Source organism: Ramlibacter sp. WS9 (genome assembly GCF_003797765.1).
Taxonomy (GTDB): Bacteria; Pseudomonadota; Gammaproteobacteria; order Burkholderiales; family Burkholderiaceae_C; genus Ramlibacter.
Genome location: NZ_RKMB01000014.1, coordinates 54,462 through 74,500 on the forward strand (window position 1 = coordinate 54,462; position 20,039 = coordinate 74,500).

A 20,039-nucleotide genomic window follows, 5' to 3' on the forward strand; every position below is an offset into this window, starting at 1 on the left:
GCCTCCATTGTAGAAACCCCGCCCGGCCCGCTCCACCATGTCCCTCAATACCCTTCCCGCCGACGCCCGGCCGCGCGAGAAGCTGCTGGCGCGTGGACCAGCGTCGCTGAGCGACCCGGAGCTGCTGGCACTGCTGCTGCGCACCGGCACCCCCGGGCGCGGCGTGCTGCAGATGGCGCAGGAAGTGCTGGACAGTTTCGGCGGCATCGCCGGCCTGCTGCACACCACCGCCGACGATTTGAAGCGCATCAACGGCCTGCGCGGCCCGGCCAAGCGCGCCCAGCTGGTGGCCGTGCTGGAGTTGGCGCGCCGCGCGCTGACGCAGCAGTTGAAGGAGCGCGAAGTCTTCAGTTCGCCCGGGGCCGTGAAGCAGTACCTGCAACTGCACCTGGCCGAGAAAGGGCACGAGGTGTTCGCCGTCTTGTTTCTCGACGCGCAGAACCGGCTGATCGCGATGGAAGAATTATTCCGCGGCACTTTGACGCAGACCAGCGTCTACCCGCGTGAAGTGGTGATGCGCGCGCTGCACCACCACGCCGCGTCGGTCGTGCTGTCGCACAACCACCCGAGCGGCACGGTGCAGCCCTCGCGCGCTGATGAAGCCCTGACGCAAACGCTCAAGGCCGCCCTCGCGCTGGTCGACGTGCGCGTGCTGGACCACGTCATCGTCACGCGCGGCGACTCGCTTTCCATGGCCGAAAAAGGTCTCTTGTAGACCGGAAAGAAAGCGATGAAGTTGAAATCGCTGAAAGACCTGCAGCACATCCAGCAAAAGCTGGTCGAAGATCAGAAGCTGGCCGCCGCACAGGAAGCCGCGCGCGTGGAACTCGAACTCAAGGCCGCGGCCGAGCGCGACCTGTTCGTGCGCGCGGCCGGCGCGGTGAACCCGATGCGGGCGCAGCACCGTCGCGTGCACCTGGCGCCCGACCAGCCGCCGCCGATCCCGGTGCAGCAGCAGCTCGACGACCAGCGCGTGCTGCACGAGGCGATCAGCGACGAGTTCGACGCCGGCACGCTGCTCGATGTGGACGACGCCCTGAGCTTCCGCCGGCCCGGCATCGGCACGGATGTGACGAAGCGCCTGCGCAAAGGCGACTGGAGCATCCAGGGCGAGATCGACCTGCACGGCTTTCGCCGGGAGGAAGCGCGTGAAGCCCTGGCGGAGTTCATGCGCGACGCGCATCGCCGCGGCTGGCGCTGCGTGCGCGTGGTGCACGGCAAGGGCCTGGGCTCGCCCGGCAAGACACCGGTGCTGAAAGGCCGCGTGCAAAGCTGGTTGATCCAGAAGAACGAGGTGCTGGCTTTCGTGCAAGCACGCGGCGACGAAGGCGGGGCCGGCGCGCTGGTCGTGCTGCTGAAACCTGGACTCGCCACTCCGCTTCGCTGAGCATCGCTGCCGTATCCTCACGCCCTACCTGGAGAAACTTGCCGCATGAAGATCGAAGTGGACGACCTGAGTCGCAGGGAAGTCATCGCCCTGCTCGAAGAACACCTCTCGAACATGTACGAGCTCGGCCCGCCCGAAACCGTCTTTGCGCTGGACGCGACCGAGCTGCGCAGTCCGGAGATCACGTTCTGGACCGTGTGGGACGAAGACATGCTGGTTGGTTGCGGCGCGCTGAAGGAACTGTCGCCCAAGCATGGCGAGATCAAGTCGATGCGCACGCCGAAGGCGTTGCGCGGCAAAGGCGCGGGGCGTGCGATGCTGGCACACATCGTCGACGTGGCGAGGCAGCGCGGCTACCGGCGGTTGAGCCTTGAAACCGGAACGGTGGATGCGTTCGTGCCAGCACAGAAGCTTTACGCGAGTCTTGGCTTTTCGGTGTGCGGTCCTTTTTCGGACTACAAGGAAGATCCTCACAGCCTTTTCATGACGCTCGCGCTGTGAGCGGCCAAGCTGCGCGACGACAAAAGACCTAGTGCACGGCAGTTGCCATCTGTGACACCGTCCTGGCTCAAGCGCTAGGCGTCTGATGAATCGCGGGTTAGCATTCACCATGGTTCTTACCGACGCATCGATCCGTGCAGCCCAGGCACGCTGGGAACTTCAACTCGCCATCCTTCAGGAAGAGGAAGCGCGGCTGCTGCGCGCCCTCGAGGAACACTCACGCGACAAAGCCGTCGTGGCCCAGGAGATCCTGGACCGGCTCAAGGCGGCACGAGCGCAATGCAACGTCGCGTTCCAGTCGCTCATGGGCTCCATCGAACAGCGCATCAGCCAGGACGCGGCGCGCTAGCCGCACAGAGTGGGCGGAACTGCACGCGGGCAGGACTGCGCGCGTCACACGTGCGTGTTGCGCATCCAGTCCGCTGTCTGGAAGAAGCTGTCCTTCAAGCGCGTTCGCAGCGCCTGCGGCACACCTGCCTCGCCCATCGCCTGGTCCATGCAGGCCAGCCACTGGTCACGCTCCAGGATGCCGATGGGGAAAGGCATGTGGCGCATGCGCAGCTTCGGGTGGCCGAAGCGGTCGGTGTAGTGTTGCGGCCCGCCCAGCCAGCCGCATAGAAACCAGAACAGGTGCTGGCGGGCCTTGGTGAGCTCGCTGCCGTGAACGGCGCGCAACGCGGCGTACGCGGGCTCGAGGTCCATCAGGTCATAGAAGCGCTCGACCAGCGCCTTCACTTTTTCTTCGCCGCCGATCCATTCGAAGGGGCTGTCGAACGGCGGTTTGTCTTGGATCTGCATCCGCCTATTGTCGTGCGGACCGAAAAAGCCCTTGTCCCCTACTCCGGCGCCCTGCGCAGGGTCTCCACCACTGGCCGATTGAGCACTTCGCGCAGGCCCCACCACCCCGCCGCAAGCGCCAGGCCGGCCCCTGCCAGCGCGCCGAACAGCGGCACCCACGGCGAAGCGGTCCAGTCGAAATCGAACGTGTAGCGCGCCAGGCCCCAACCCACCACCGATGCGACCACACTGGCCAGGAAGCCCGCGAGCAAGCCCACGCCCACCAATTCGGCGCGCTGCACGCGCCTTAGCAGCACGCTGCTCGCGCCGACGGCTCGCATCACGGCGAACTCGCGGGCGCGCTCTTCGCGTGTGGCCGTCACTGCCGCGAACAGCACCACCACGCCGGCCGCGAGCGTAAAGCCAAAGAGGAATTCCACCGCGCGGATCACCTTGTCGAGCACGCCCTGCACCTGCGTGATGGTGCTGGTCATGTCGACGTTCGTGATGTTGGGAAAGGCCCGCACCAGTTCGTTGTCGAAGCCCTTGCGCACGGGCGCGCGAAAGGCCGTCATGTACGTGACCGGCACATCGGCGAGTTGCTGCACCGGATAGATCACGAAGAAGTTCGCGCGCATCGAACTCCAGTCGACCTTGCGCAGGGAAGTGATCTTCGCGTCGGTGACGATGCCGCCGATGTCGAAGCGCACGGCGTCGCCCAGTTTCAGGCCGAGCGTCGTTGCGATCCCCTCTTCCATGCTCACCGCGCCGCGTTCATCCGGCTGCCAGCGCCCGGCCACAACCGGGTTGTGCGGCGGCTGTGCTGCGCTGGCGGAGAGATTGAATTCGCGGTCGACCAGGCGCTTGGCGCGGTCTTCGATGTAGTCGTCCGGCGACACCGCCTTGCCGTTGACCGCGACCAGCCGCCCCCGGATCATCGGGTACCAGTCGAACCGATTCACGCCCGCATCGCGCAGCGCTTTCTGGAATGCGTCTCCCTGCTCCGGCATGACGTTGATCACAAAGCGGTTGGGCGCGTCCGGCGGCGTCGCCTGCCGCCACGCGGCCACCAGGTCGGTGCGCAGCAGAACCAGCAGCACCAATGCCAGCAAACCCACAGCCAATGCACTCACCTGCACGACGGTGTAGGCGGGACGCGCGGAAATCTGCCGCGTCGCCAGCACCAGCCAGCGCGGCGCCGTGGCTTCATTGACCGACCATCGCAGCGCCTTGACGGCGAGCCAGCTCAGCCCCGCGAACAACAGCGCCGCCGCGGCAAAGCCACCGACGGCGATGCCGCCCAGCAGCAAATCGCTGCTCGCAGCCATCAACAGCGCGGCGAAGCCGATGACGCCGATGGCCAGCACACCGGCCGATGCGGGCTTGAGCCCGCCCAGGTCGCGCCGGATCACGCGCAACGGCGGCACCTGCGCCAGTTGCAGCACGGGCGGCAAGCCGAAGGCGAACAGCAGCGTCAGGCCCATGCCCATGCCGAACACCACCGGCCAGATGGTGGCCCCCGGCAAAGTCGTGCCCACCAGCCCCGAGAGCAGGATCAGGAACACGAAGTGGACCGCGTAGCCGATGGCCACGCCCAGCGCGCTCGCAAAGATGCCGATCATCGCGAATTCGAAGCTGTAGCTCCACGCGATCGTGCGTTGGCTTTGTCCCAGCACGCGCAGCATCGCGCAGTCATCCAGGTGGGCGGCCGCAAAGCCGCGAGCGGCCAGCGCCACAGCCACCGCGCTGAGCAGCGCGGCCAGCAGGGCGACCAGGTTCAGGAATTTTTCGGCGCGATCCAGCGTCTGCCGCATCTCGGGACGGCCGCCCTCGAGCGACTCGACCCGCACGCCGCGCACGCCGGGCTTCTTCGCTTCATCGACGGCCCATTTGACGAAGGCGCTCACCTGCCGGTCGGCGCCCGCAACCGCGTAGCGATACGTGACCCGGCTGGCCGGCTGGATCAGCTTGCTGGCGGGCAGATCGGCCTCGTTGATCATCACGCGCGGCGCAAAATTGACGAAGCCGGCGCCGCGATCCGGCTCGGTGACGATGATGCGGCCGATCCGCAGGCGCGCATCGCCCAGCAGCAGCGAGTCGCCGACCTTGAGCTCCAAGACGTCCAGCACCGGCCCGTCAACCCAGGCTTCGCCGCGCGCGGGGATCTCGCGCGTTTCCGCGCCCGTCGCGTCCGGCTGCGACGCCACGGTCAAGCTGCCCCGCAACGGATAACCCTGCGGCACGGCCTTGAGCGCCACGAGCTTGGCGCCCCCGCCTTGCGACTCGGGCGCGCGCGCCATCGTCGGGAACCCCAGCGTCACGACACTCTGCAGACCGAGCGACCGGGCCTTGTCGAGGAATGCCTGCGGCGTCGGGTTGTCGCTGCTCACCACGGCGTCGCCGCCCAGCATCTGGCGCGCGTCTCGCGTGAGACCGCCCTTGAGCCGATCGGCGAAGAAGCCCACCGCCGTCAGCGCGGCGACGGCCAGGGTCACCGCCACAATGAGGAGGCGCAATTCCCCCGCGCGCAGGTCACGCCAGAGCGTGCGCCAGCCCAGCTGCCAGGACGAAGATCGAGTCATGGTCGCCAGCTTAAGGCCAAAGACTCAGGCAGGGATTAGGGTCGGCGTGCGCGACGGGCGATTTGGCGTACGCGACAGTCTATTTCGCCACCGCGCTGTCCAGCCGCTCTTCCAGCGCTTTCAACACCAGCCGGATCTTCTCGCCAACGCTGATCTGCGGGTTGGAAAAACCATCGGGCTTGCCGGCCTCGACCTCGCGCTGCCGGATGACCGGCACAGCGGCAGCGAATGCCTGCTCGAACGAATGCGTCTTGCGCAGCGCTTCGTCGAACACGGCACGCCCGAAGAACGTCAGTTCCGACAGCTTGCCGCAGCCGTAGGACGTGTGATCGGCGTCCGCAGCCGTTATCACCAGCGTCGAATCGCCGCCCAGTGGGCCCAGCCAGCCGCCGGCGTAGCAAGCCGACACGGCGATCACGCGGTTGCGGATGCCCGCGTTGTCCAGTGCCTGACGCAGCTCGCCGGGGCTGATCGGCTCCACGGTCAACGGATCGTTGGCGGCCGCGAGCTTGAAGTCGTTCGCGCCGTGCGAGGTGAGGTACACCACGAGAACATCGTTCTCGCGGTCCATGCGCGCGCCGATGGCCTCGACGGCACGCCCCAGGTTCGTGAGCGTGGCCCAAGGATAGGTCTGCGCGGTGGAGGGGTGGTTGACCAGTTGGACGACGCGGCCTTGCGCGTCGAAACGCTCCTCCAGCACCTTGGCCACCATCGTGCTTTCGCGCAGGAATACGTCTTCCCTGGCATACGGCGAGAACACCAAGGCATAGACGTCGGCAACGCCCGGCCGCTCGGCTGCGAGCGTGTCGACGGTTTTCTGCCACAGCGCTTGCTGTGCTTCGAACGTTTCCTGGCTCAACTCCAGTTGCGGCGGTCGCTCTGCCTGAAATTGGGAGAGGTCCGCCTGCCAGGGCCGATCGGGGAACTGCCACGCGACCAGCGAGAACAGGGCCACCATGCCCAGGCCCAGCACGCCCAACCGCGCGCGCGTCACGCCGAAGTGGAACGACAGGCGCAAAGCCGCGCCGATGGCCCAAGCCCACAGAGACAGATACAAGGCCCAAGCCGCCGCGGCCGATGTCTCGAACAGCTGTGGCAGCGCCTGGTGCGACTGCGCGATGCCGAGCAACAGCGCCACCAGATTGGCGGGCAAGGCCGTGGCCGACCACAACGCCAGCCACGTCGCCGCGCCGCGGGGCCGCTCGGCATCGATGTGCCCGGGGTCGGGCGCGGGCAGGGCCCACCAGGCCAACAGCAGCAGCACGCCGGTGCTCCACCAGGGCGCGAGCCAGCCACGCAGGTCGAAGTTGGCGGGGCCTGCCACTTCGAACCGCGCGAGCCCGACTTCCAGCAGCGCCAGGACCAAGAGCAGTGCGACCACCTGCAACGGTGACGGCTGCTGGGGGCCGACGCGCGGGCGCATGAAGAAGCCCGCACGCAGGCCTTCGCGCACCCAGTCACGCAGGCGCAGCCGCACCGGCGGAATGGGGATGTACTGATTCGAAACCGCGTCCATGGCGGCCATCATGCCACTGCCGTGTGGCTCAGGCGGCAGTGCGCACCAGCTTCGGGCCGGCCAGTTCGGGCTGCAGTTGCAGCCGATGCGGCGCGCTGTAGCACAGGAAGTGCCGGCCATGGGCGCGGCCGATGGCGCACAGTCCCACCTGTTCGGCGATCTGGTGGCCCATCTGCGTGATGCCGCTGCGCGACACGACGATGGGCACACCGAGTTGCGCGGACTTGATCACCATCTCGCTGGTGAGGCGGCCCGTCGTGTAAAAGACCTTGTCGCCGCTTTGAACCGAAACGTCCTGCAACCACATCCAGCCGGCGATGGTGTCGATGGCGTTGTGGCGACCGACGTCTTCCACCAGCAGCAGCATCTCTTCGCCCCGGAACAGCGCGCAGCCATGCACCGAACCGGCGGACTTGTACGTTGTCTCTTGCAGGCGAATTGCGTTCAGGATGCCGTAGAGCTGCTGCTGGCTCATGGTCGCCTGCGGCAGCGCCACAGACTCGATCTCGTCCATCAGGCCGCCGAACACGCTGCCCTGGCCGCACCCTGTGGTGACGACGCGCTTCGAAGTGCGCTCTTCGATGTGGTCGATACCCGAACGCGTCTTGACCGCCGCGGAGCCGACCTCCCAATCGACGGTGACGGATTCGATTTCATCGATCGACTTCACCAGCCGCTGGTTGCGCAGGTAGCCCAGCACCAGCCATTCAGGCCGCTCGCCGAGCGTCATCAGCGTGACCAGCTCGCGCTTGTCGACATAGACCGTCAGCGGCCGTTCGGCGGGGATGGAGATGGTGCCGCGGTCGCCGTGTTCGTTGACGGTTTCGATCTCGCGCGTCAGCGGGGCACGCGCTTCGGTGAGGAAAGGCAGGGGCATGCCCTGCATGTTATCCCCCTCAGGACTTCTTCTTGGCCGGGGCCATCTCCGCTGAGTTGGGTTTTACGCTGGGAGGACTTGCCGCCGTGCCGGTGGGCGAATGCGCGCCGGACGTTTCCAGCGGCTTCTGTTCCGGCGGGTTGTACGCAAATGGGCCAGGATCCGTACAGGGCGGCGGGGGCGCGGAGGCAACGGGCGTTCCCGACGCTGCGGTGGCGACCGCAGAGGCAGCAGGGGCGGCGGGCGCTGTGGCCGACGCCGCTGCAGCCATTGGCTTGGCCGCCGGGGCCGCTGCGGTCTTGCGATAGGCCGCGGCCACCTTGTCTTGCGCCTTGCACAGCTGGTAGCCGTCGAGCTTGGCCTGCCATGCGGCCTTCGCCGTCGTCTCGGCCGCCTTGGCCTTGGCCGCGTCGTCGAGTTGCGGCGCGGGCAACTTGGCGAAGGCCAGGCCGAAGCCTGCAAGCAGCATACCGGTCAGCAGAACTTTCTTCATCGGTGTCTCCTGTTCTCTCTCAGGCAGGACGCGCGGTTTCCCGCTCATCCGGCACCACCAGCGACTGGCTGCGCTGCGCTGGAATCTTGCCGGCGGCGACGTCGTCGCACCAGTATTCGTGATGTTCGCGGGCCCATTCTTCGCTGACGTAGCCGTTGCGCATGGCCTTGTAGGCGCCGCGCATGCCGATCGTGCCGATGTAGATGTGGCCGAGGAACAAGGCCATCATGAGCATCGCCGCCACGGCGTGGATCATGTGGAACTGCTGCATCGTGGCGCGCTCGTACAGCAAGCCGGGAATCAACTTGTCCAGCACCAGCCCGGAGGCGACGACGATGGTGCCCAGAAGGAACACGCCGCCCCAGAACACGCCTTTCTCGCCGGCATTGAACCGGTGCGAAGGCACCTCCGGCCCCTTGCCCATCAGGCCGCCCAGGCGCAGCAGCCAGCGCAGGTCGCCGCGCTGCGGGAAGTTGTCGCGCAGGAAAGTAAGGAAGATGATGATCAATGACACCACGAACAGCGGCCCGACGAAGTTGTGCAGATTCTTCAGCAGGTACGTGAGATAGCCGAACAGGGTCTGGCCGATGATCGGCATCAGGAAGAATTTTCCGAAGGCCATGACGATCCCCGAGATTGCGAGGATCACGAAGGCCGTGGCGTTCGACCAGTGCGCGGCGCGCTCGAACGGGGTGAACCGTTCGATGCGGCGCCCACGGCCCAAGGCTTCGGAGTGCCCCAGCCGCCCCTTGGTGAAGTAGAAAATCGCGATGGCCAGCGCCACGATCAGCAGCAGGGCGCCACCATAGGGCACGATCCAGTTGTTGCGCACTTGGCGCCAGGCCTCGCCCGCCGTCGTCATGCGCGAGCCGGGGTACTGCACCGGCGCCTGGATCAGCACGCCTGCTTCGGGTGCATCGCTCTTGGGATAGCTGGTGAAGCCTTCCACGCCGGCAGCCACGCCGCGCCACATCGGCGCGCTGTTGCCGGGCTGCACCTTGTTGCGCTCGGCATTGCTCTGCTGCATGTACTTCGGATCAGAGCTCGCGTCGGGCTTGACCTCGGGCTTCACGTCGAAGATGTTCTGGCCCTGGATGCCGCCGGTCGCGGCGGGCGGCGTGGGGATGGGGTCATCCTGCGGCTTGGTCTGCGCCGCGGCGGAAAGGCTGAGCGCCAGCGAAAAGACCCACAACAATGAACGCAGCATCGGCGGCCCCTAGTTCACTTTGGTGTAGTCGTTCTGGCCGTTCTGGGTGCGCGTCTTGAGGTGCTGCTCCCAGCTGGTCTTGTCGCCCTGCTTCCAGCCGGGCGCGGCGTACGGCTTGCCGGTGCCCTGGAAGGATGCTGCGTCCGCCTTGTAACCGGTGTTGCCGATGGTCTGTGGCTGCTCGCTGCAACCGGCGATGGCGACCGCAACAGCCGCCGCAGCGAACAGTGACAACGTGCGCTTCATGACTTCGCTCCTGCGGGCTGGCCGCCCTGCTTGGAACCGTAGGCCGTGCCCCAGCCCCACACCTCGGCGCCTTTGCCGCGCTTGAGAACCCGGTTGCGGAAGATGTCGGCCACCACGTCGCCGTCGCCGGCCAGCAGTGCCTTGGTCGAACACATCTCGGCGCAGGCGGGCAGCTTGCCTTCGGCCAGCCGATTGCGCCCGTACTTCTCGAACTCGGCCTGCGAGCCGTTGGCCTCGGGACCGCCGGCGCAGAAGGTGCACTTGTCCATCTTGCCGCGCACGCCGAACGTGCCCGCCGCGGGAAACTGCGGCGCACCGAACGGGCAGGCATAGCTGCAGTAGCCGCAGCCGATGCAGGTGTCCTTGTCGTGCAGCACCACGCCTTCCTCGGTGCGGTAGAAGCAGTTGACGGGGCACACGGCCATGCAAGGCGCGTCAGAGCAGTGCATGCAGGCGACCGAGATCGACTTCTCGCCCGGCACGCCGTCGTTGAGAGTGACCACGCGGCGGCGGTTCACACCCCACGGCACTTCGTGCTCGTTCTTGCACGCGGTGACGCAGCCGTTGCATTCGATGCAGCGCTCCGAATCACAGACAAATTTCATGCGTGCCATGGTCAGGCCCTCTCAATATTGCAAACCGTTGTCTTGGTTTCTTGCATCATCGTGACGCTGTCGTAGCCATACGTCGTCGCCGTGTTCACTGCTTCGCCGCGCACCACGGGTGCGGCACCCGCGGGGTAATAGGCAAGCATGTCGGCACCCTGCCACCGGCCCGAGAAGTGGAACGGCATCCACACCGTATCCGGCCCCACCCGCTCCGTCACCATCGCCTGCACATTCAGGCGCGCGCCGGTAGGCGTGCTGAGCCAGACCCGTTCACCGTTGCGAATTCCCTTGGCGGCCGCCGCCTTCGGGTTGATCTCGACGAACGCTTCCTGCTGCAGTTCGGCCAGCCAGGGATTCGACCGCGTTTCTTCGCCACCGCCTTCGTATTCCGTGAGGCGCCCGGAGGTGAGGATCAGCGGGAATTTCTCCGCCACCTTGTCGGCGATGTTCTTCTGCTGGAGGGTCTTGTACAGCGTGGGCAGGCGCCAGAAAGCCTTCTTGTCGTCGTGCGACGGGTACTTGGCCACCAGGTCCGGGCGCGTGCTATACAGGGCCTCGCGGTGCTGCGGAATGCCGTCCGGGAAGTTCCACACGACCGCGCGCGCCTTCGCGTTGCCGAACACGTGGCAGCCATGGTTCTTCATGGTGACGCGGATGATGCCGCCGGAGTTGTCGGTCTTCCAGTTCTTGCCTTCAGCCAGCGCCTTCTCGGCGGCCGTGAGCTCGTCCCACCAACCGAGCTTCTTGAGCAGCACGTGGTCGAATTCCGGATAACCGGTCTGGATGTCCGCGCCTTTCGACGCAGATCCGTCTTCGGCCAGCAGGTTCTTGCCTTCGCGCTCCACGCCGAAGTTCGCGCGGAAATTGCCGCCGCCTTCCATCACGTGTTTGCTCGTGTCGTACAGGTTGGGCGAGCCCGGGTGCTTGAGTTCCGGCGTGCCGAAGCAGGGCCAGGGCAACCCGAAGTAGTCGCCAGTGAGGTCGTAGCCCGTGTCCTTGTCTTTGGCGCCCTCCTTGGCCCGCAAGGTCTTGACGTCGAAGGCATGCATGTTCTTCATGTGCGCCTTCAGCCGCTCCGGGCTCTGGCCCGTGTAGCCGATGGTCCACACGCACTTGTTGATCTCGCGCAGGATGTCTTCGGGCACGGGCTCGTCCATGCCCTTCACCTTCTGCATCTTGTAGTTCTTGGACAGCTCCTTGCCGAAGCCCAGCTTGTCGGCCAGCTGCTGCATGATCATGTGGTCGCTGCGGCTTTCCCACAGCGGCTCGATCACCTTCTCGCGCCACTGGATCGAGCGGTTCGACGCCGTCACGGAGCCACTGGTCTCGAACTGCGTCGCAGCCGGCAGCAGGTACACCGCGCGATTGGCGTTGAGGTCGCCCGCCGCGCTGGGCATGGCCGCCATCGCCGCCGTGGCCGACGGGTACGGATCGATCACCACCAGCAGGTCCAGCTTGTCCATGGCCTTCTTCATTTCCAGGCCGCGGGTCTGCGAGTTGGGCGCGTGGCCCCAGAACACCATGGCCCGCAGGTTCGGGTCCTGGTCGATGTTCTCGTTCTTCTCGAGCACGCCGTCGATCCAGCGCGACACCGTGATGCCGGGCTTGCTCATCATGGCGGGGCTGGCGAACTGCTTCTTGATCCACTCGTAGTCCACACCCCAGGCCTTGGCGAAATGCCGCCACGAGCCTTCGACGATGCCGTAGTAGCCGGGCAGGGAGTCGGGGTTGGGCCCGACGTCGGTGGCGCCCTGCACGTTGTCGTGGCCACGGAAGATGTTCGCGCCGCCGCCCGACACACCGACATTACCGAGCGCCAGCTGCACGATGCAGGAGGCACGGACCATGGCGTTGCCGATGGTGTGCTGGGTCTGCCCCATGCACCACACCAGCGTGGAAGGCCGGTTCATGGCCATCATCTGCGCGGCCTTGAATACGGTTGCTTCCGGAACGCCGCAGGCCTCCTCGACCTTGTCGGGCGTCCACTTCGCCATCACGTCTTCCTTGACCTTGTCCATGCCGAAGACGCGGTCGTTGATGTACTTCTTGTCTTCCCAGCCGTTCTTGAAGATGTGGTACAGCATGCCGAACAGGAACGGGATGTCCGAGCCCGAGCGGATGCGGATGTATTCGTCGGCCTTGGCCGCCGTGCGGGTGAAGCGCGGATCGACCACGATCATCTTGCAGCCGGTCTCCTTGGCGTGCAGCATGTGCAGCATGGAGACCGGATGCGCCTCGGCGGCGTTGGAGCCGATGTACAACGCGCACTTGCTGTTCTGCATGTCGTTGTACGAATTGGTCATGGCGCCGTAGCCCCATGTGTTGGCGACGCCGGCCACCGTGGTGGAGTGGCAGATGCGCGCCTGGTGGTCGCAGTTGTTGCTGCCCCAGAAGCTGACGAACTTGCGCATCAGGTACGCCTGCTCGTTGTTGTGCTTGGAGGAGCCGACCCAGTACACCGAGTCCGGGCCGCTGGCCTTGCGCAGCTCCATCATCTTCGCGCTGATCTCGTTGAGTGCCGTGTCCCAGCTGATGCGCTCGTACTTGCCGCCCACCAGCTTCATCGGGTAGCGCAGGCGGAACTCGCCGTGGCCGTGTTCGCGAATGGCCGCGCCCTTGGCGCAGTGCGCGCCCAGGTTCAGCGGCGAGTCGAACACCGGCTCCTGCCGCACCCACACGCCGTTCTCGACCACGGCGTCGATGGCGCAGCCCACCGAGCAGTGGCTGCACACGGTGCGCCGCACCTGGATCGTCCCGTCGCCTATCGCCGTGGCCGCGCCCTCTTTGGCATGCGACTTCTTCACCAGCGTCAGCGACGATGCCGCGATGCCGACACCCACGCCCAGCCCGGAGCGGCGCAGGAAAGCGCGGCGGTCCATCGTGGGCAGAGCGGTGGACAAGCCCCGCTGCAAGCTGTGGGTGAACGGCGAGCGCGCGAGCGCGCCACCTTGGGCCGCGCCCGATTTCTTGGTCAACAACATGGAGGTCTCCTGCTGCTCGGAATTAGACGAGGGTGCTCTTGTAGTACCGCTTGACGTGTTCGGTCAGTTGGTAGCCGCCGCCTTTGGCGGGTGGCTCTTTGGATTCGGGAAGGGCTGCGGTGTCTTGCACCGCGCCGGGCAATAGCGTGGCTGCCGCGGCCAGTGCACCGGCGGTGCCGGCGCCTGCAAAAAGGGTTCTGCGTGACAGCTTGCTCTTGGGCTGGCTCATCTCGGGTCTCCTGCCTGATATGCCCCTACTAGGAAAACAACTGCATATCTCAATCGAATGTAGCGTCCCCTGATGGCTTGTGCAAGCATGCAAACACGGGGCAAACACCCATGCATCGCGCGCAGCCACGCCAGAGGGCGATGCTGCAACGCAGCATCGCAGCGTTGTCTCAAAAAGAGACGCGCTACTGCGCGCCGTCGAGCATGTCGAAGCCTTGCACCTCGACGCTCACGAAGGACCGCGTGAACGTGGCCAGTGCCGCATAGAAGCGCGCTTTCGGATGCGCCGCCACGGCATCGCACAGCTGCGTCACCCAGGGCTGCACATGCGCCGCGAAGAACGCTTGCTGGCGAGACAGGTTGGCGACCTGCACGTCGTCTCCGGCGATGAGGTAGCGCATCACTTCGCACAGATAGGCGATGTGATCTTCCGTTTCGGGCATCTCGTCGCCGCGCGTCAAGCCCAACGCTGCGAGGTCGGTGCGCAGCCGCGCCAGGGGTTTCTCGTTGAGGAAACCGCTCAGGTAGTGCGAGCCGAAGAGGTAGACCTCGGGCTTGCCGACGCCGCCGAACAGCGAGTCATACTCACGCGCGATGGCGCCGTCTTCCATTTCGCGCGCAACGCCCACAAAGTCCCGCCACGGGTCTTCCAGGAACCCACCGGCCGCCGGCGCTTCGGTCACGGCGACGCGCAAGGCTTCCAGCAGGCCGGGCTCGGGCGCGGCGTAGTAAAGCTGGGCGAGCAGGCCATAGACCTCGGCTCGCGCCGTTTCCTCGTCCAGCGCGGACGATGTGGCAGGCTGCTCGTTCATAGGTCCGTGATCTTCGCTTCGTTCTGGGCCGAGTAGATGTCGATCACCCGGCAGTCGCCGCACATCTTGAGCCGGTCCAGGGCCGCACCCTGGAACATCGAATGGCCCGCCAGCTTGCCGAGCATGGCTTCGATGGCCTTGAGCGTGCCGAAGGGCTTGCCGCAGCGCACGCAGCCATACGGCTGCGATTCATTCAGCACACGCGCCTCCTTGCGCTGCGGCGTGAGCAGCAGCCGTGGTTGCAGCGTGATCGCGTCTTCCGGGCAGGTGGTGGCGCAAAGGCCGCACTGCACGCAGTTCTTTTCGATGAAGCGCAATTGCGGCAACTGCGAGTTGTCTTGCAGTGCGCTGGCCGGGCAGGCGCTGACACAGCTCAGGCACAAGGTGCAGGTGTCCTTGTTCACGTCGACCGTGCCGAAGGGCGCGCCGGCTGCGGGCAGCGCGATCGCTTCGGGGCGAGCAGGCGCCTGCTCGATCAGGTGGTCCAGCGCCAGCTCGAGCGTGGCGCGCTTTTCCGGTGCGACGGCGAAGGTGGCGGGACGCGCTGGCGTGGACGGGCGCTGCGCCGCCAGTGCGGCCAGCTGTTGGTCCAGCTGCGTCGGACTGTCCGCGCGCAGCAGCGTGAAGTGCTGGCCGGCATAGCCGAGGCCGTTGAGGATGGCCTGCGCCACTTCCATTTGCGCGGCGAGAGCGTCGCGATATTGCGGCGCTTCTTCACGGGTGGTGAGCACTGCGATCTGCGATGCGCCGAGTGCCACGGCGCTCAGCCAGGCATCGACGCCCAGGTTCGCAACATGCCAAACGGGAATCGGGATCACATTGGCGGGCACCCCGTTCGCGCGGCGCAACTGGGCCGCGCGGCCGAGGTCTTCTACGAGGGCCTGCCCGCCTTCCTGGCTGTGCAGCAGCAACACCGCGTCCTTGCCGCCTGCACCGGCGAAGGTGGACAGCATGGTCTTGAACTTCGCGCCCTGCTCGCTCGCGCGCGGATAGGCATACGTCAGCGCACCGGTCGGGCACACGGTGGTGCAGGCGCCGCAACCCACGCACAGGTTCGGGTTGACCTTGATCTGCTGGCGCGACTTCTCGCTGCTGATCGCTTCAGCGGAGCAGACCTCGATGCAGGCATTGCAGCCCACGGTTTCGTTGCGGCTGTGCGCGCAGAGCTTTTGCTTGTAGACGAAGAACTTGGGCTTTTCGAATTCACCGACCAGGTCGCGCAGCTTGACCAGCGTCGTGAAGAGGTCGGCGTGCATGTCCCCACCCCCGCCCTCCCCCGGAGAGGGAGGGAGAAAGAAGTAACCCTGGGGCGGTGCGTGCTGCGCGAACGCCGGCGCGCTGCGCAGGTCCAGCACCAGGTCGAACTGCTCTTTGAACGCGGCCGGCGCGCGGTTGAAGTCGATCGCGCCCGCGGCGTCGCACACCTTCACGCAAGCGCGGTGAGAAGCGCACTTGGCCAGGTCGATCTGGTAGTCGAGGTTGATCGCGCCTTCGGGGCACGCGGCGACGCAAGCGTTGCAGCGTGTGCACAGGTCAAGGTCGATCGGGTTACTGCGTGACCAGTTCAGCTCGAATGCGCCCAGCCAGCCCTTGAGGCTTTCGATCTGTCCGCTGAGCACGGGGTAGCGGCGCTCCTGCGCGCCGGTGCCGCCTTGTGTGAACAGCGTGACGTCGAGCACGTCGGCAAGCATGGCTGCGGCGCGCTCGGCCGGCTCGAGCTCGCCGATCACCAGCAGCCGGCCGGCGCTCTTGTACGTGACCGTGGGCACCGGCTCCGGGTCGGGCAGGTGTGCGGCAGCCAACAAGGCCGCGATCTTCGGCATGGCCTTGGATGCATCGCGGCTCCAGCCACCCGTCTCACGGATGTTGACGAACTTGATCGGGGCGACTGCCCCTTCGGTGTTCTGCCCAATCTCGGCGAACAGCCGCTTTTCCTGGGTGCAGGCGACGATGACTTCGTCGCCGCCCTTGATCGCCTGCTGGAAGGCGCCGGCTTCGCGCCGGCAGAGGCTGGAATGGAGGATTAACTTCTCATCCAGCGCCGCGCCCAGGATCTTCTCCTGCAGCGGCATGGTCTTGTTGCAATCGCAAATCAGGGTCGGCATGTTGGGGCGGCTCGGGCACTGCTGGTGGGGCCTCGGCGGACTGTGCCACGGTTTGCGCCGTGGGGTTATCCGCAACATCCCTTGGCCCTTCCGCCGTCACTGCTGCGGCTTCTCTTGCGGCTGCCTCTTCCTTTTCTTCCGCATCGAACAGGCCGAGGAACTTGGCACTGGCCAGGCCGCGCAGCATGGAATACGGGATCGGATCGGGCTTGGAGTAATCGTCGATATAAACGTCCAGCCCGTCCATCACGTTGTAGCGCGGATCGGCGAACAGCTTCTTCACCGCCGCGTTCTTCACGTCGGCAGGGACGTCGGCGGTGACGAAGCGCTTGAAATCGGAGTCGGCGGTGAGGGCCTGGACGTCTTCGAGGGTTGGGGGAGGTGACTCTTCTTTCACCTCGTCATCCCCGCGCAGGCGGGGATCCAGGGCGCTCTGGATTCCCGCCTCCGCGGGAATGACGGACGGCGGCTCGGGCTCCACCGCCCTGCCCTCGTTCACATCCAGCTTGCGCTTCGACCAGCGCCCCAGGAACCCGTCAGTCATGACCGCCCCCGAACTTCTTTTCGGTCGATACCGACGCCGGATTGCCGAAGCGGTCCTGCAGCGGCTTGAAGCTCTCGGGCCGTTTGCGCTTCTTCGGCTCCTGCACGTAGTGCTCTTCGACGAAGGCGCGCATCCACTCGACGACGTGCTGAGGCGCCGGCACCTGCTCCACCGTCTCCTGCGCATCGAGCCAACGGCCCGCGTCGTGGTAGCTCAGCGAGACCATCGTCGGTTTGGGCATCGGCTCGCCGTCTTGCCCTCCCTCTTGCCCTGGTTCTTCCATGCGCCACAGCACGAACCAGCAAGGCGCAGGCGTGGTGGCGTTGAGGTAGTAGCCTTCGGCATCGTCGCGAAATAGCTCGACGGTGAAGCCCGGATGCAGCCAGCGCTCTTCGTCGTCGCTCTTGTAAAGCAGCCGGGCCTCGGCGCCGAACCCGGCCTCCTGCGGCACGACGTCGGCCAGCACCCAGCGCCACGGCTGCCAACGGTTGTCGATGCGCTCGCGGCGCATGACGACAGCCACTTCGATGCTGGGACGCGGATTCATGACGCCACTCTAACGATGTTCCGCCGGCCGCGTAGCCGGGGTTTCCACAGGCGCTGCTCAGCTGCCCGCGTCCGGAAAGAATTTCTGCAGGCGCGCCTTGTCGCCATGTCCGGCCACGATCACCGTTCCCGCGGCGCCGTCTGCCACACAGGTGTACAGCTCGTGCCCTTCGGCCATGCCGCCGCAATACTCGTCCACCAGTTCGCACGGCGTGATGCCGGCGGGCGCGACCTTCACGCCCGGCTTCGCAACCCGGCCGCTGACACTGAACATGCGCAGGCCGCGGCTGCCGTGGCGGCCGAAATCCGTGAACCACCGTGGCCCCCGGCGCAGGATGTCGCGCACCCAGTACAAGGTTTCCAGGCTCTGCATCAACGCCTCCGGACCCGCCGGCGCGGCGCCGCGGCGCAGTTCGATACGCGGCAGGCGGCACGGTGGATCCGCCGCGAGCGCGGCCAGTTCCGCTTCGAGCAGGACGCGAATCGAGTGGTGGTCCTTCCGCATGCAGATGTATGCCGCGTCCGCGCCGACGACATGTGCGGCCACCAGCAGGCCTTCCAGGAAGCGATGCGGGTCGCGCTCCAGGAAGTGGCGGTCCTTGAAGCTGCCGGGCTCGCAGTCGCTGAGGTCGACCACCAGTGATGCGGGCGTCGAGCTTTCGAGAGCCTCCTGGCGCACCCGTCGCCAGGTCGCGCCCACCGGCATGCCTGTGCCGCCCAGGTCGCACAGACCCGATTCGTCGAGCGCATGCAGCACGAACTCCGCGTCCTCCTCGCCATTGGCGACGGCGGCCGCCAGCGCGTAACCGCCGTCCTCGCAATACTCCTTGTAGTCCACGAGCGCGGACACCACGGGCGCCTGCGCTTCTCGAAACACCGAGCGGCTGCTATCGCGCATCAGGGCATTGACGACTTCTTCGGGCGTGGCGCGAGACACGGCAGCCTGTCCCACAAGCACGGCCGGCGCGTGGTCGCAGTAGCCCAGGCAGGGCGCGCCCACCGCCTTCACCCCGTCGATGAGACCCGGCAAGCACTGCAGCAGATCGCTCGACCCTGCCATGTCGCACGACAGGCCTTCGCATACGCGCACGGTGGCCGCCGGTGTCGCCTGGCCGTCGGCGAGGATTTCGAAGTCGCGGCAGGACGTCGCCACCCGCACCACCTGCGCCATCGGGACGCTCATCTCCTGCGACAGCGCCAAAAGGTGCCGCTTGTACAGGCCGCGGTGAGCATCGTGGAGCGCGTACAGGTGCTCCATGAGCAGGTCACGCCGCCATCCGCCCTCGGGCGCCGGGCCGATCAGCTTGCGCACCTCGGCCAGCGCATCCACGGCTACGTGTCCTTGGAAATCTTGATCGAGGGAAATTTGGACGAGAAGTCCTTCGCCTTGGCGGCGATCTTGATCGCCACCTGGCGCGCCACGGCCTTGTAGATGCCGGCCACGTCACCTTCCGGATCGCTCACCACCGTGGGCTTGCCGCTGTCGGCCTGCAACCGGATCTTGATGTCCAGCGGCAGCGCGCCCAGGTAGTCCATGTTGTATTCGGCCGCCATGCGCTTGCCGCCGCCTTCACCGAAGATGTGTTCGGCATGGCCGCAGTTGCTGCACACGTGCACCGCCATGTTCTCGACGATGCCGAGGATGGGCACGCCCACCTTCTCGAACATCTTGATGCCCTTCCTGGCGTCGAGCAGTGCGATGTCCTGTGGCGTGGTGACGATCACCGCGCCGGTCATCGGCACGCGCTGAGACAGCGTGAGCTGAATGTCGCCGGTGCCGGGCGGCAGATCGACGATCAGGTAGTCGAGGTCGCCCCAGTTGGTCTGGCGCAGCAGTTGCTCCAGCGCCTGCGTGGCCATGGGACCGCGCCAGATCATGGCTTCGTCCTGGTTGACCAGGAAGCCAATCGACATGACCTGCACGCCGTAGTTTTCCATCGGCTCCATGGTCTTGCCGTCGGACGATTCGGGCCTGCCTTCGATGCCCATCATCATGGGCTGGCTGGGGCCGTAGATGTCGGCGTCCAGCAGGCCCACCGCCGCGCCTTCAGCGGCGAGCGCGAGCGCCAGGTTGACGGCCGTGGTGCTCTTGCCGACGCCGCCCTTGCCGGAGGCAACGGCCACGATGTTCTTGACGTTGGGCAGCAACGCCACGCCGCGCTGGGCCGCGTGAGCGACGATCTTGCTGGAGATGTTGACGGAGACGTTGTCGACGCCGGCCACGCCCTTCGCCGCGGCGATCAGCGCCTTGCGCAACAGCGGGATCTGGCTTTTGGCCGGATAGCCCAGCTCCACGTCGAAAGTGACATCGCCTTCGTTGACCTGCAGATTCTTGAGGGCCTTCGTGCTGACGAAGTCCTTGCCCGTGTTCGGGTCGGTGACGGCCGCGAGGGCCTGTAACAACTGATCTTGGGTAGCCATGGGTGTGAATTTTCCTGTTCCTGCGCCAGTGTAACGACTGCACCCGAACCCCAACAGATTCGGTAGTGCGTCCACGACAACCCGTGTCCAGCGAGCCGGAGCGCCATTCGCTGCCCGTTTCGAATTCATCACGCACCGCGTGACGAATTGCCAGTCCGGCCTTGGATACGTCACGCAGTGCGTGACCATTCAGCAGCAAGTCGGGATA

20 protein-coding genes are annotated in these 20,039 nt (G+C 66.1%); 4 read left to right on the forward strand and 16 right to left on the reverse strand.

Annotated elements, in window-relative coordinates; all coding sequences use genetic code 11:
• The first annotated feature begins 37 nt into the window (after positions 1 to 37).
• From radC to EEB15_RS20140, 4 genes are all read left to right on the forward strand, one after another.
• On the forward strand, positions 38 to 715 hold the full coding sequence (gene radC / locus EEB15_RS20125; protein ID WP_141511671.1) for a DNA repair protein RadC: 678 nt from the start codon (positions 38 to 40) through the stop codon (positions 713 to 715).
• A 15-nt stretch (positions 716 to 730) separates the two neighbouring features.
• Positions 731 to 1,387 (forward strand): Smr/MutS family protein, encoded by a 657-nt coding sequence (locus EEB15_RS20130; protein WP_141511672.1) that lies wholly within the window; start codon positions 731 to 733, stop codon positions 1,385 to 1,387.
• Between the two features lie 45 nt (positions 1,388 to 1,432).
• Positions 1,433 to 1,888, forward strand: coding sequence for a GNAT family N-acetyltransferase (locus EEB15_RS20135; RefSeq protein WP_141511673.1), 456 nt, complete (start codon positions 1,433 to 1,435; stop codon positions 1,886 to 1,888).
• Between the two features lie 109 nt (positions 1,889 to 1,997).
• Positions 1,998 to 2,237, forward strand: coding sequence for a hypothetical protein (locus tag EEB15_RS20140; protein ID WP_141511674.1), 240 nt, complete (start codon positions 1,998 to 2,000; stop codon positions 2,235 to 2,237).
• A gap of 44 nt (positions 2,238 to 2,281) precedes the next feature.
• On the opposite strand, the gene EEB15_RS20145 is transcribed toward EEB15_RS20140, so the two are convergent.
• The 16 genes from EEB15_RS20145 to apbC form a co-directional block, all read right to left on the reverse strand.
• Entirely contained in the window at positions 2,282 to 2,686 is a 405-nt protein-coding gene (locus tag EEB15_RS20145) for a group II truncated hemoglobin (protein WP_141511675.1), read from the reverse strand.
• 38 nt (positions 2,687 to 2,724) lie between these two features.
• Positions 2,725 to 5,247: an ABC transporter permease gene (locus EEB15_RS20150; RefSeq protein WP_141511676.1), complete on the reverse strand. Its 2,523-nt coding sequence runs from the start codon at positions 5,245 to 5,247 to the stop codon at positions 2,725 to 2,727.
• A 79-nt stretch (positions 5,248 to 5,326) separates the two neighbouring features.
• A complete protein-coding gene (locus EEB15_RS20155) occupies positions 5,327 to 6,763 on the reverse strand; it encodes a C13 family peptidase (protein WP_141511677.1) in 1,437 nt (478 codons plus the stop codon).
• A 28-nt stretch (positions 6,764 to 6,791) separates the two neighbouring features.
• Positions 6,792 to 7,640 (reverse strand): formate dehydrogenase accessory sulfurtransferase FdhD, encoded by an 849-nt coding sequence (locus tag EEB15_RS20160; protein ID WP_141511766.1) that lies wholly within the window; start codon positions 7,638 to 7,640, stop codon positions 6,792 to 6,794.
• A gap of 19 nt (positions 7,641 to 7,659) precedes the next feature.
• Positions 7,660 to 8,133 carry a hypothetical protein gene (locus EEB15_RS20165; RefSeq protein ID WP_141511678.1) on the reverse strand — a complete coding sequence of 158 codons (474 nt, stop codon included), beginning with the start codon at positions 8,131 to 8,133 and terminating at the stop codon, positions 7,660 to 7,662.
• A gap of 19 nt (positions 8,134 to 8,152) precedes the next feature.
• Complete coding sequence (locus tag EEB15_RS20170) at positions 8,153 to 9,340, reverse strand: formate dehydrogenase subunit gamma (protein WP_141511679.1); 1,188 nt, start codon at positions 9,338 to 9,340, stop codon at positions 8,153 to 8,155.
• A 9-nt stretch (positions 9,341 to 9,349) separates the two neighbouring features.
• Positions 9,350 to 9,586 carry a hypothetical protein gene (locus EEB15_RS20175; RefSeq protein ID WP_141511680.1) on the reverse strand — a complete coding sequence of 79 codons (237 nt, stop codon included), beginning with the start codon at positions 9,584 to 9,586 and terminating at the stop codon, positions 9,350 to 9,352.
• Positions 9,583 to 10,200: a formate dehydrogenase FDH3 subunit beta gene (fdh3B, locus tag EEB15_RS20180; RefSeq protein WP_141511681.1), complete on the reverse strand. Its 618-nt coding sequence runs from the start codon at positions 10,198 to 10,200 to the stop codon at positions 9,583 to 9,585. Before fdh3B ends, EEB15_RS20175 begins: the two co-directional genes overlap by 4 nt.
• A gap of 2 nt (positions 10,201 to 10,202) precedes the next feature.
• A complete protein-coding gene (locus tag EEB15_RS20185) occupies positions 10,203 to 13,175 on the reverse strand; it encodes a formate dehydrogenase subunit alpha (protein ID WP_141511682.1) in 2,973 nt (990 codons plus the stop codon).
• A gap of 22 nt (positions 13,176 to 13,197) precedes the next feature.
• Positions 13,198 to 13,404: a formate dehydrogenase gene (locus tag EEB15_RS20190; RefSeq protein ID WP_141511683.1), complete on the reverse strand. Its 207-nt coding sequence runs from the start codon at positions 13,402 to 13,404 to the stop codon at positions 13,198 to 13,200.
• A 184-nt stretch (positions 13,405 to 13,588) separates the two neighbouring features.
• Entirely contained in the window at positions 13,589 to 14,215 is a 627-nt protein-coding gene (locus EEB15_RS20195; protein WP_141511684.1) for a molecular chaperone, read from the reverse strand.
• The gene (locus tag EEB15_RS20200; protein WP_233259555.1) at positions 14,212 to 16,320 is read right to left on the reverse strand and encodes a 4Fe-4S binding protein; all 2,109 of its coding nucleotides are present in this window, start codon (positions 16,318 to 16,320) and stop codon (positions 14,212 to 14,214) included. The genes EEB15_RS20195 and EEB15_RS20200 overlap by 4 nt, the downstream gene beginning before the upstream one ends.
• Positions 16,247 to 16,864, reverse strand: a complete 618-nt coding sequence (locus EEB15_RS20205) for a DUF3306 domain-containing protein (protein WP_141511685.1) — start codon at positions 16,862 to 16,864, stop codon at positions 16,247 to 16,249. The genes EEB15_RS20200 and EEB15_RS20205 overlap by 74 nt, the downstream gene beginning before the upstream one ends.
• Positions 16,857 to 17,411 carry a DUF3305 domain-containing protein gene (locus EEB15_RS20210; protein ID WP_141511686.1) on the reverse strand — a complete coding sequence of 185 codons (555 nt, stop codon included), beginning with the start codon at positions 17,409 to 17,411 and terminating at the stop codon, positions 16,857 to 16,859. Before EEB15_RS20210 ends, EEB15_RS20205 begins: the two co-directional genes overlap by 8 nt.
• Before the next feature lie 57 nt (positions 17,412 to 17,468).
• Positions 17,469 to 18,740, reverse strand: coding sequence for an NAD(P)H-dependent oxidoreductase subunit E (locus EEB15_RS20215; RefSeq protein WP_141511687.1), 1,272 nt, complete (start codon positions 18,738 to 18,740; stop codon positions 17,469 to 17,471).
• Between the two features lie 2 nt (positions 18,741 to 18,742).
• Positions 18,743 to 19,831 carry an iron-sulfur cluster carrier protein ApbC gene (gene apbC, locus EEB15_RS20220; RefSeq protein WP_141511688.1) on the reverse strand — a complete coding sequence of 363 codons (1,089 nt, stop codon included), beginning with the start codon at positions 19,829 to 19,831 and terminating at the stop codon, positions 18,743 to 18,745.
• Between the last annotated feature and the right edge of the window lie 208 nt (positions 19,832 to 20,039).

What these genes read in the sequence shown, in the direction of transcription:
- radC (WP_141511671.1), top strand. Translation starts at nt 38, where the DNA reads ATGTCCCTCAATACCCTTCCCGCCGACGCCCGGCCGCGCGAGAAGCTG.
- EEB15_RS20130 (WP_141511672.1), top strand. Translation starts at nt 731, where the DNA reads ATGAAGTTGAAATCGCTGAAAGACCTGCAGCACATCCAGCAAAAGCTG.
- EEB15_RS20135 (WP_141511673.1), top strand. Translation starts at nt 1,433, where the DNA reads ATGAAGATCGAAGTGGACGACCTGAGTCGCAGGGAAGTCATCGCCCTG.
- EEB15_RS20140 (WP_141511674.1), top strand. Translation starts at nt 1,998, where the DNA reads ATGGTTCTTACCGACGCATCGATCCGTGCAGCCCAGGCACGCTGGGAA.
- EEB15_RS20145 (WP_141511675.1), bottom strand. Translation starts at nt 2,686, where the DNA reads ATGCAGATCCAAGACAAACCGCCGTTCGACAGCCCCTTCGAATGGATC.
- EEB15_RS20150 (WP_141511676.1), bottom strand. Translation starts at nt 5,247, where the DNA reads ATGACTCGATCTTCGTCCTGGCAGCTGGGCTGGCGCACGCTCTGGCGT.
- EEB15_RS20155 (WP_141511677.1), bottom strand. Translation starts at nt 6,763, where the DNA reads ATGGACGCGGTTTCGAATCAGTACATCCCCATTCCGCCGGTGCGGCTG.
- EEB15_RS20160 (WP_141511766.1), bottom strand. Translation starts at nt 7,640, where the DNA reads ATGCCCCTGCCTTTCCTCACCGAAGCGCGTGCCCCGCTGACGCGCGAG.
- EEB15_RS20165 (WP_141511678.1), bottom strand. Translation starts at nt 8,133, where the DNA reads ATGAAGAAAGTTCTGCTGACCGGTATGCTGCTTGCAGGCTTCGGCCTG.
- EEB15_RS20170 (WP_141511679.1), bottom strand. Translation starts at nt 9,340, where the DNA reads ATGCTGCGTTCATTGTTGTGGGTCTTTTCGCTGGCGCTCAGCCTTTCC.
- EEB15_RS20175 (WP_141511680.1), bottom strand. Translation starts at nt 9,586, where the DNA reads ATGAAGCGCACGTTGTCACTGTTCGCTGCGGCGGCTGTTGCGGTCGCC.
- fdh3B (WP_141511681.1), bottom strand. Translation starts at nt 10,200, where the DNA reads ATGGCACGCATGAAATTTGTCTGTGATTCGGAGCGCTGCATCGAATGC.
- EEB15_RS20185 (WP_141511682.1), bottom strand. Translation starts at nt 13,175, where the DNA reads ATGTTGTTGACCAAGAAATCGGGCGCGGCCCAAGGTGGCGCGCTCGCG.
- EEB15_RS20190 (WP_141511683.1), bottom strand. Translation starts at nt 13,404, where the DNA reads ATGAGCCAGCCCAAGAGCAAGCTGTCACGCAGAACCCTTTTTGCAGGC.
- EEB15_RS20195 (WP_141511684.1), bottom strand. Translation starts at nt 14,215, where the DNA reads ATGAACGAGCAGCCTGCCACATCGTCCGCGCTGGACGAGGAAACGGCG.
- EEB15_RS20200 (WP_233259555.1), bottom strand. Translation starts at nt 16,320, where the DNA reads ATGCCGACCCTGATTTGCGATTGCAACAAGACCATGCCGCTGCAGGAG.
- EEB15_RS20205 (WP_141511685.1), bottom strand. Translation starts at nt 16,864, where the DNA reads ATGACTGACGGGTTCCTGGGGCGCTGGTCGAAGCGCAAGCTGGATGTG.
- EEB15_RS20210 (WP_141511686.1), bottom strand. Translation starts at nt 17,411, where the DNA reads ATGAATCCGCGTCCCAGCATCGAAGTGGCTGTCGTCATGCGCCGCGAG.
- apbC (WP_141511688.1), bottom strand. Translation starts at nt 19,831, where the DNA reads ATGGCTACCCAAGATCAGTTGTTACAGGCCCTCGCGGCCGTCACCGAC.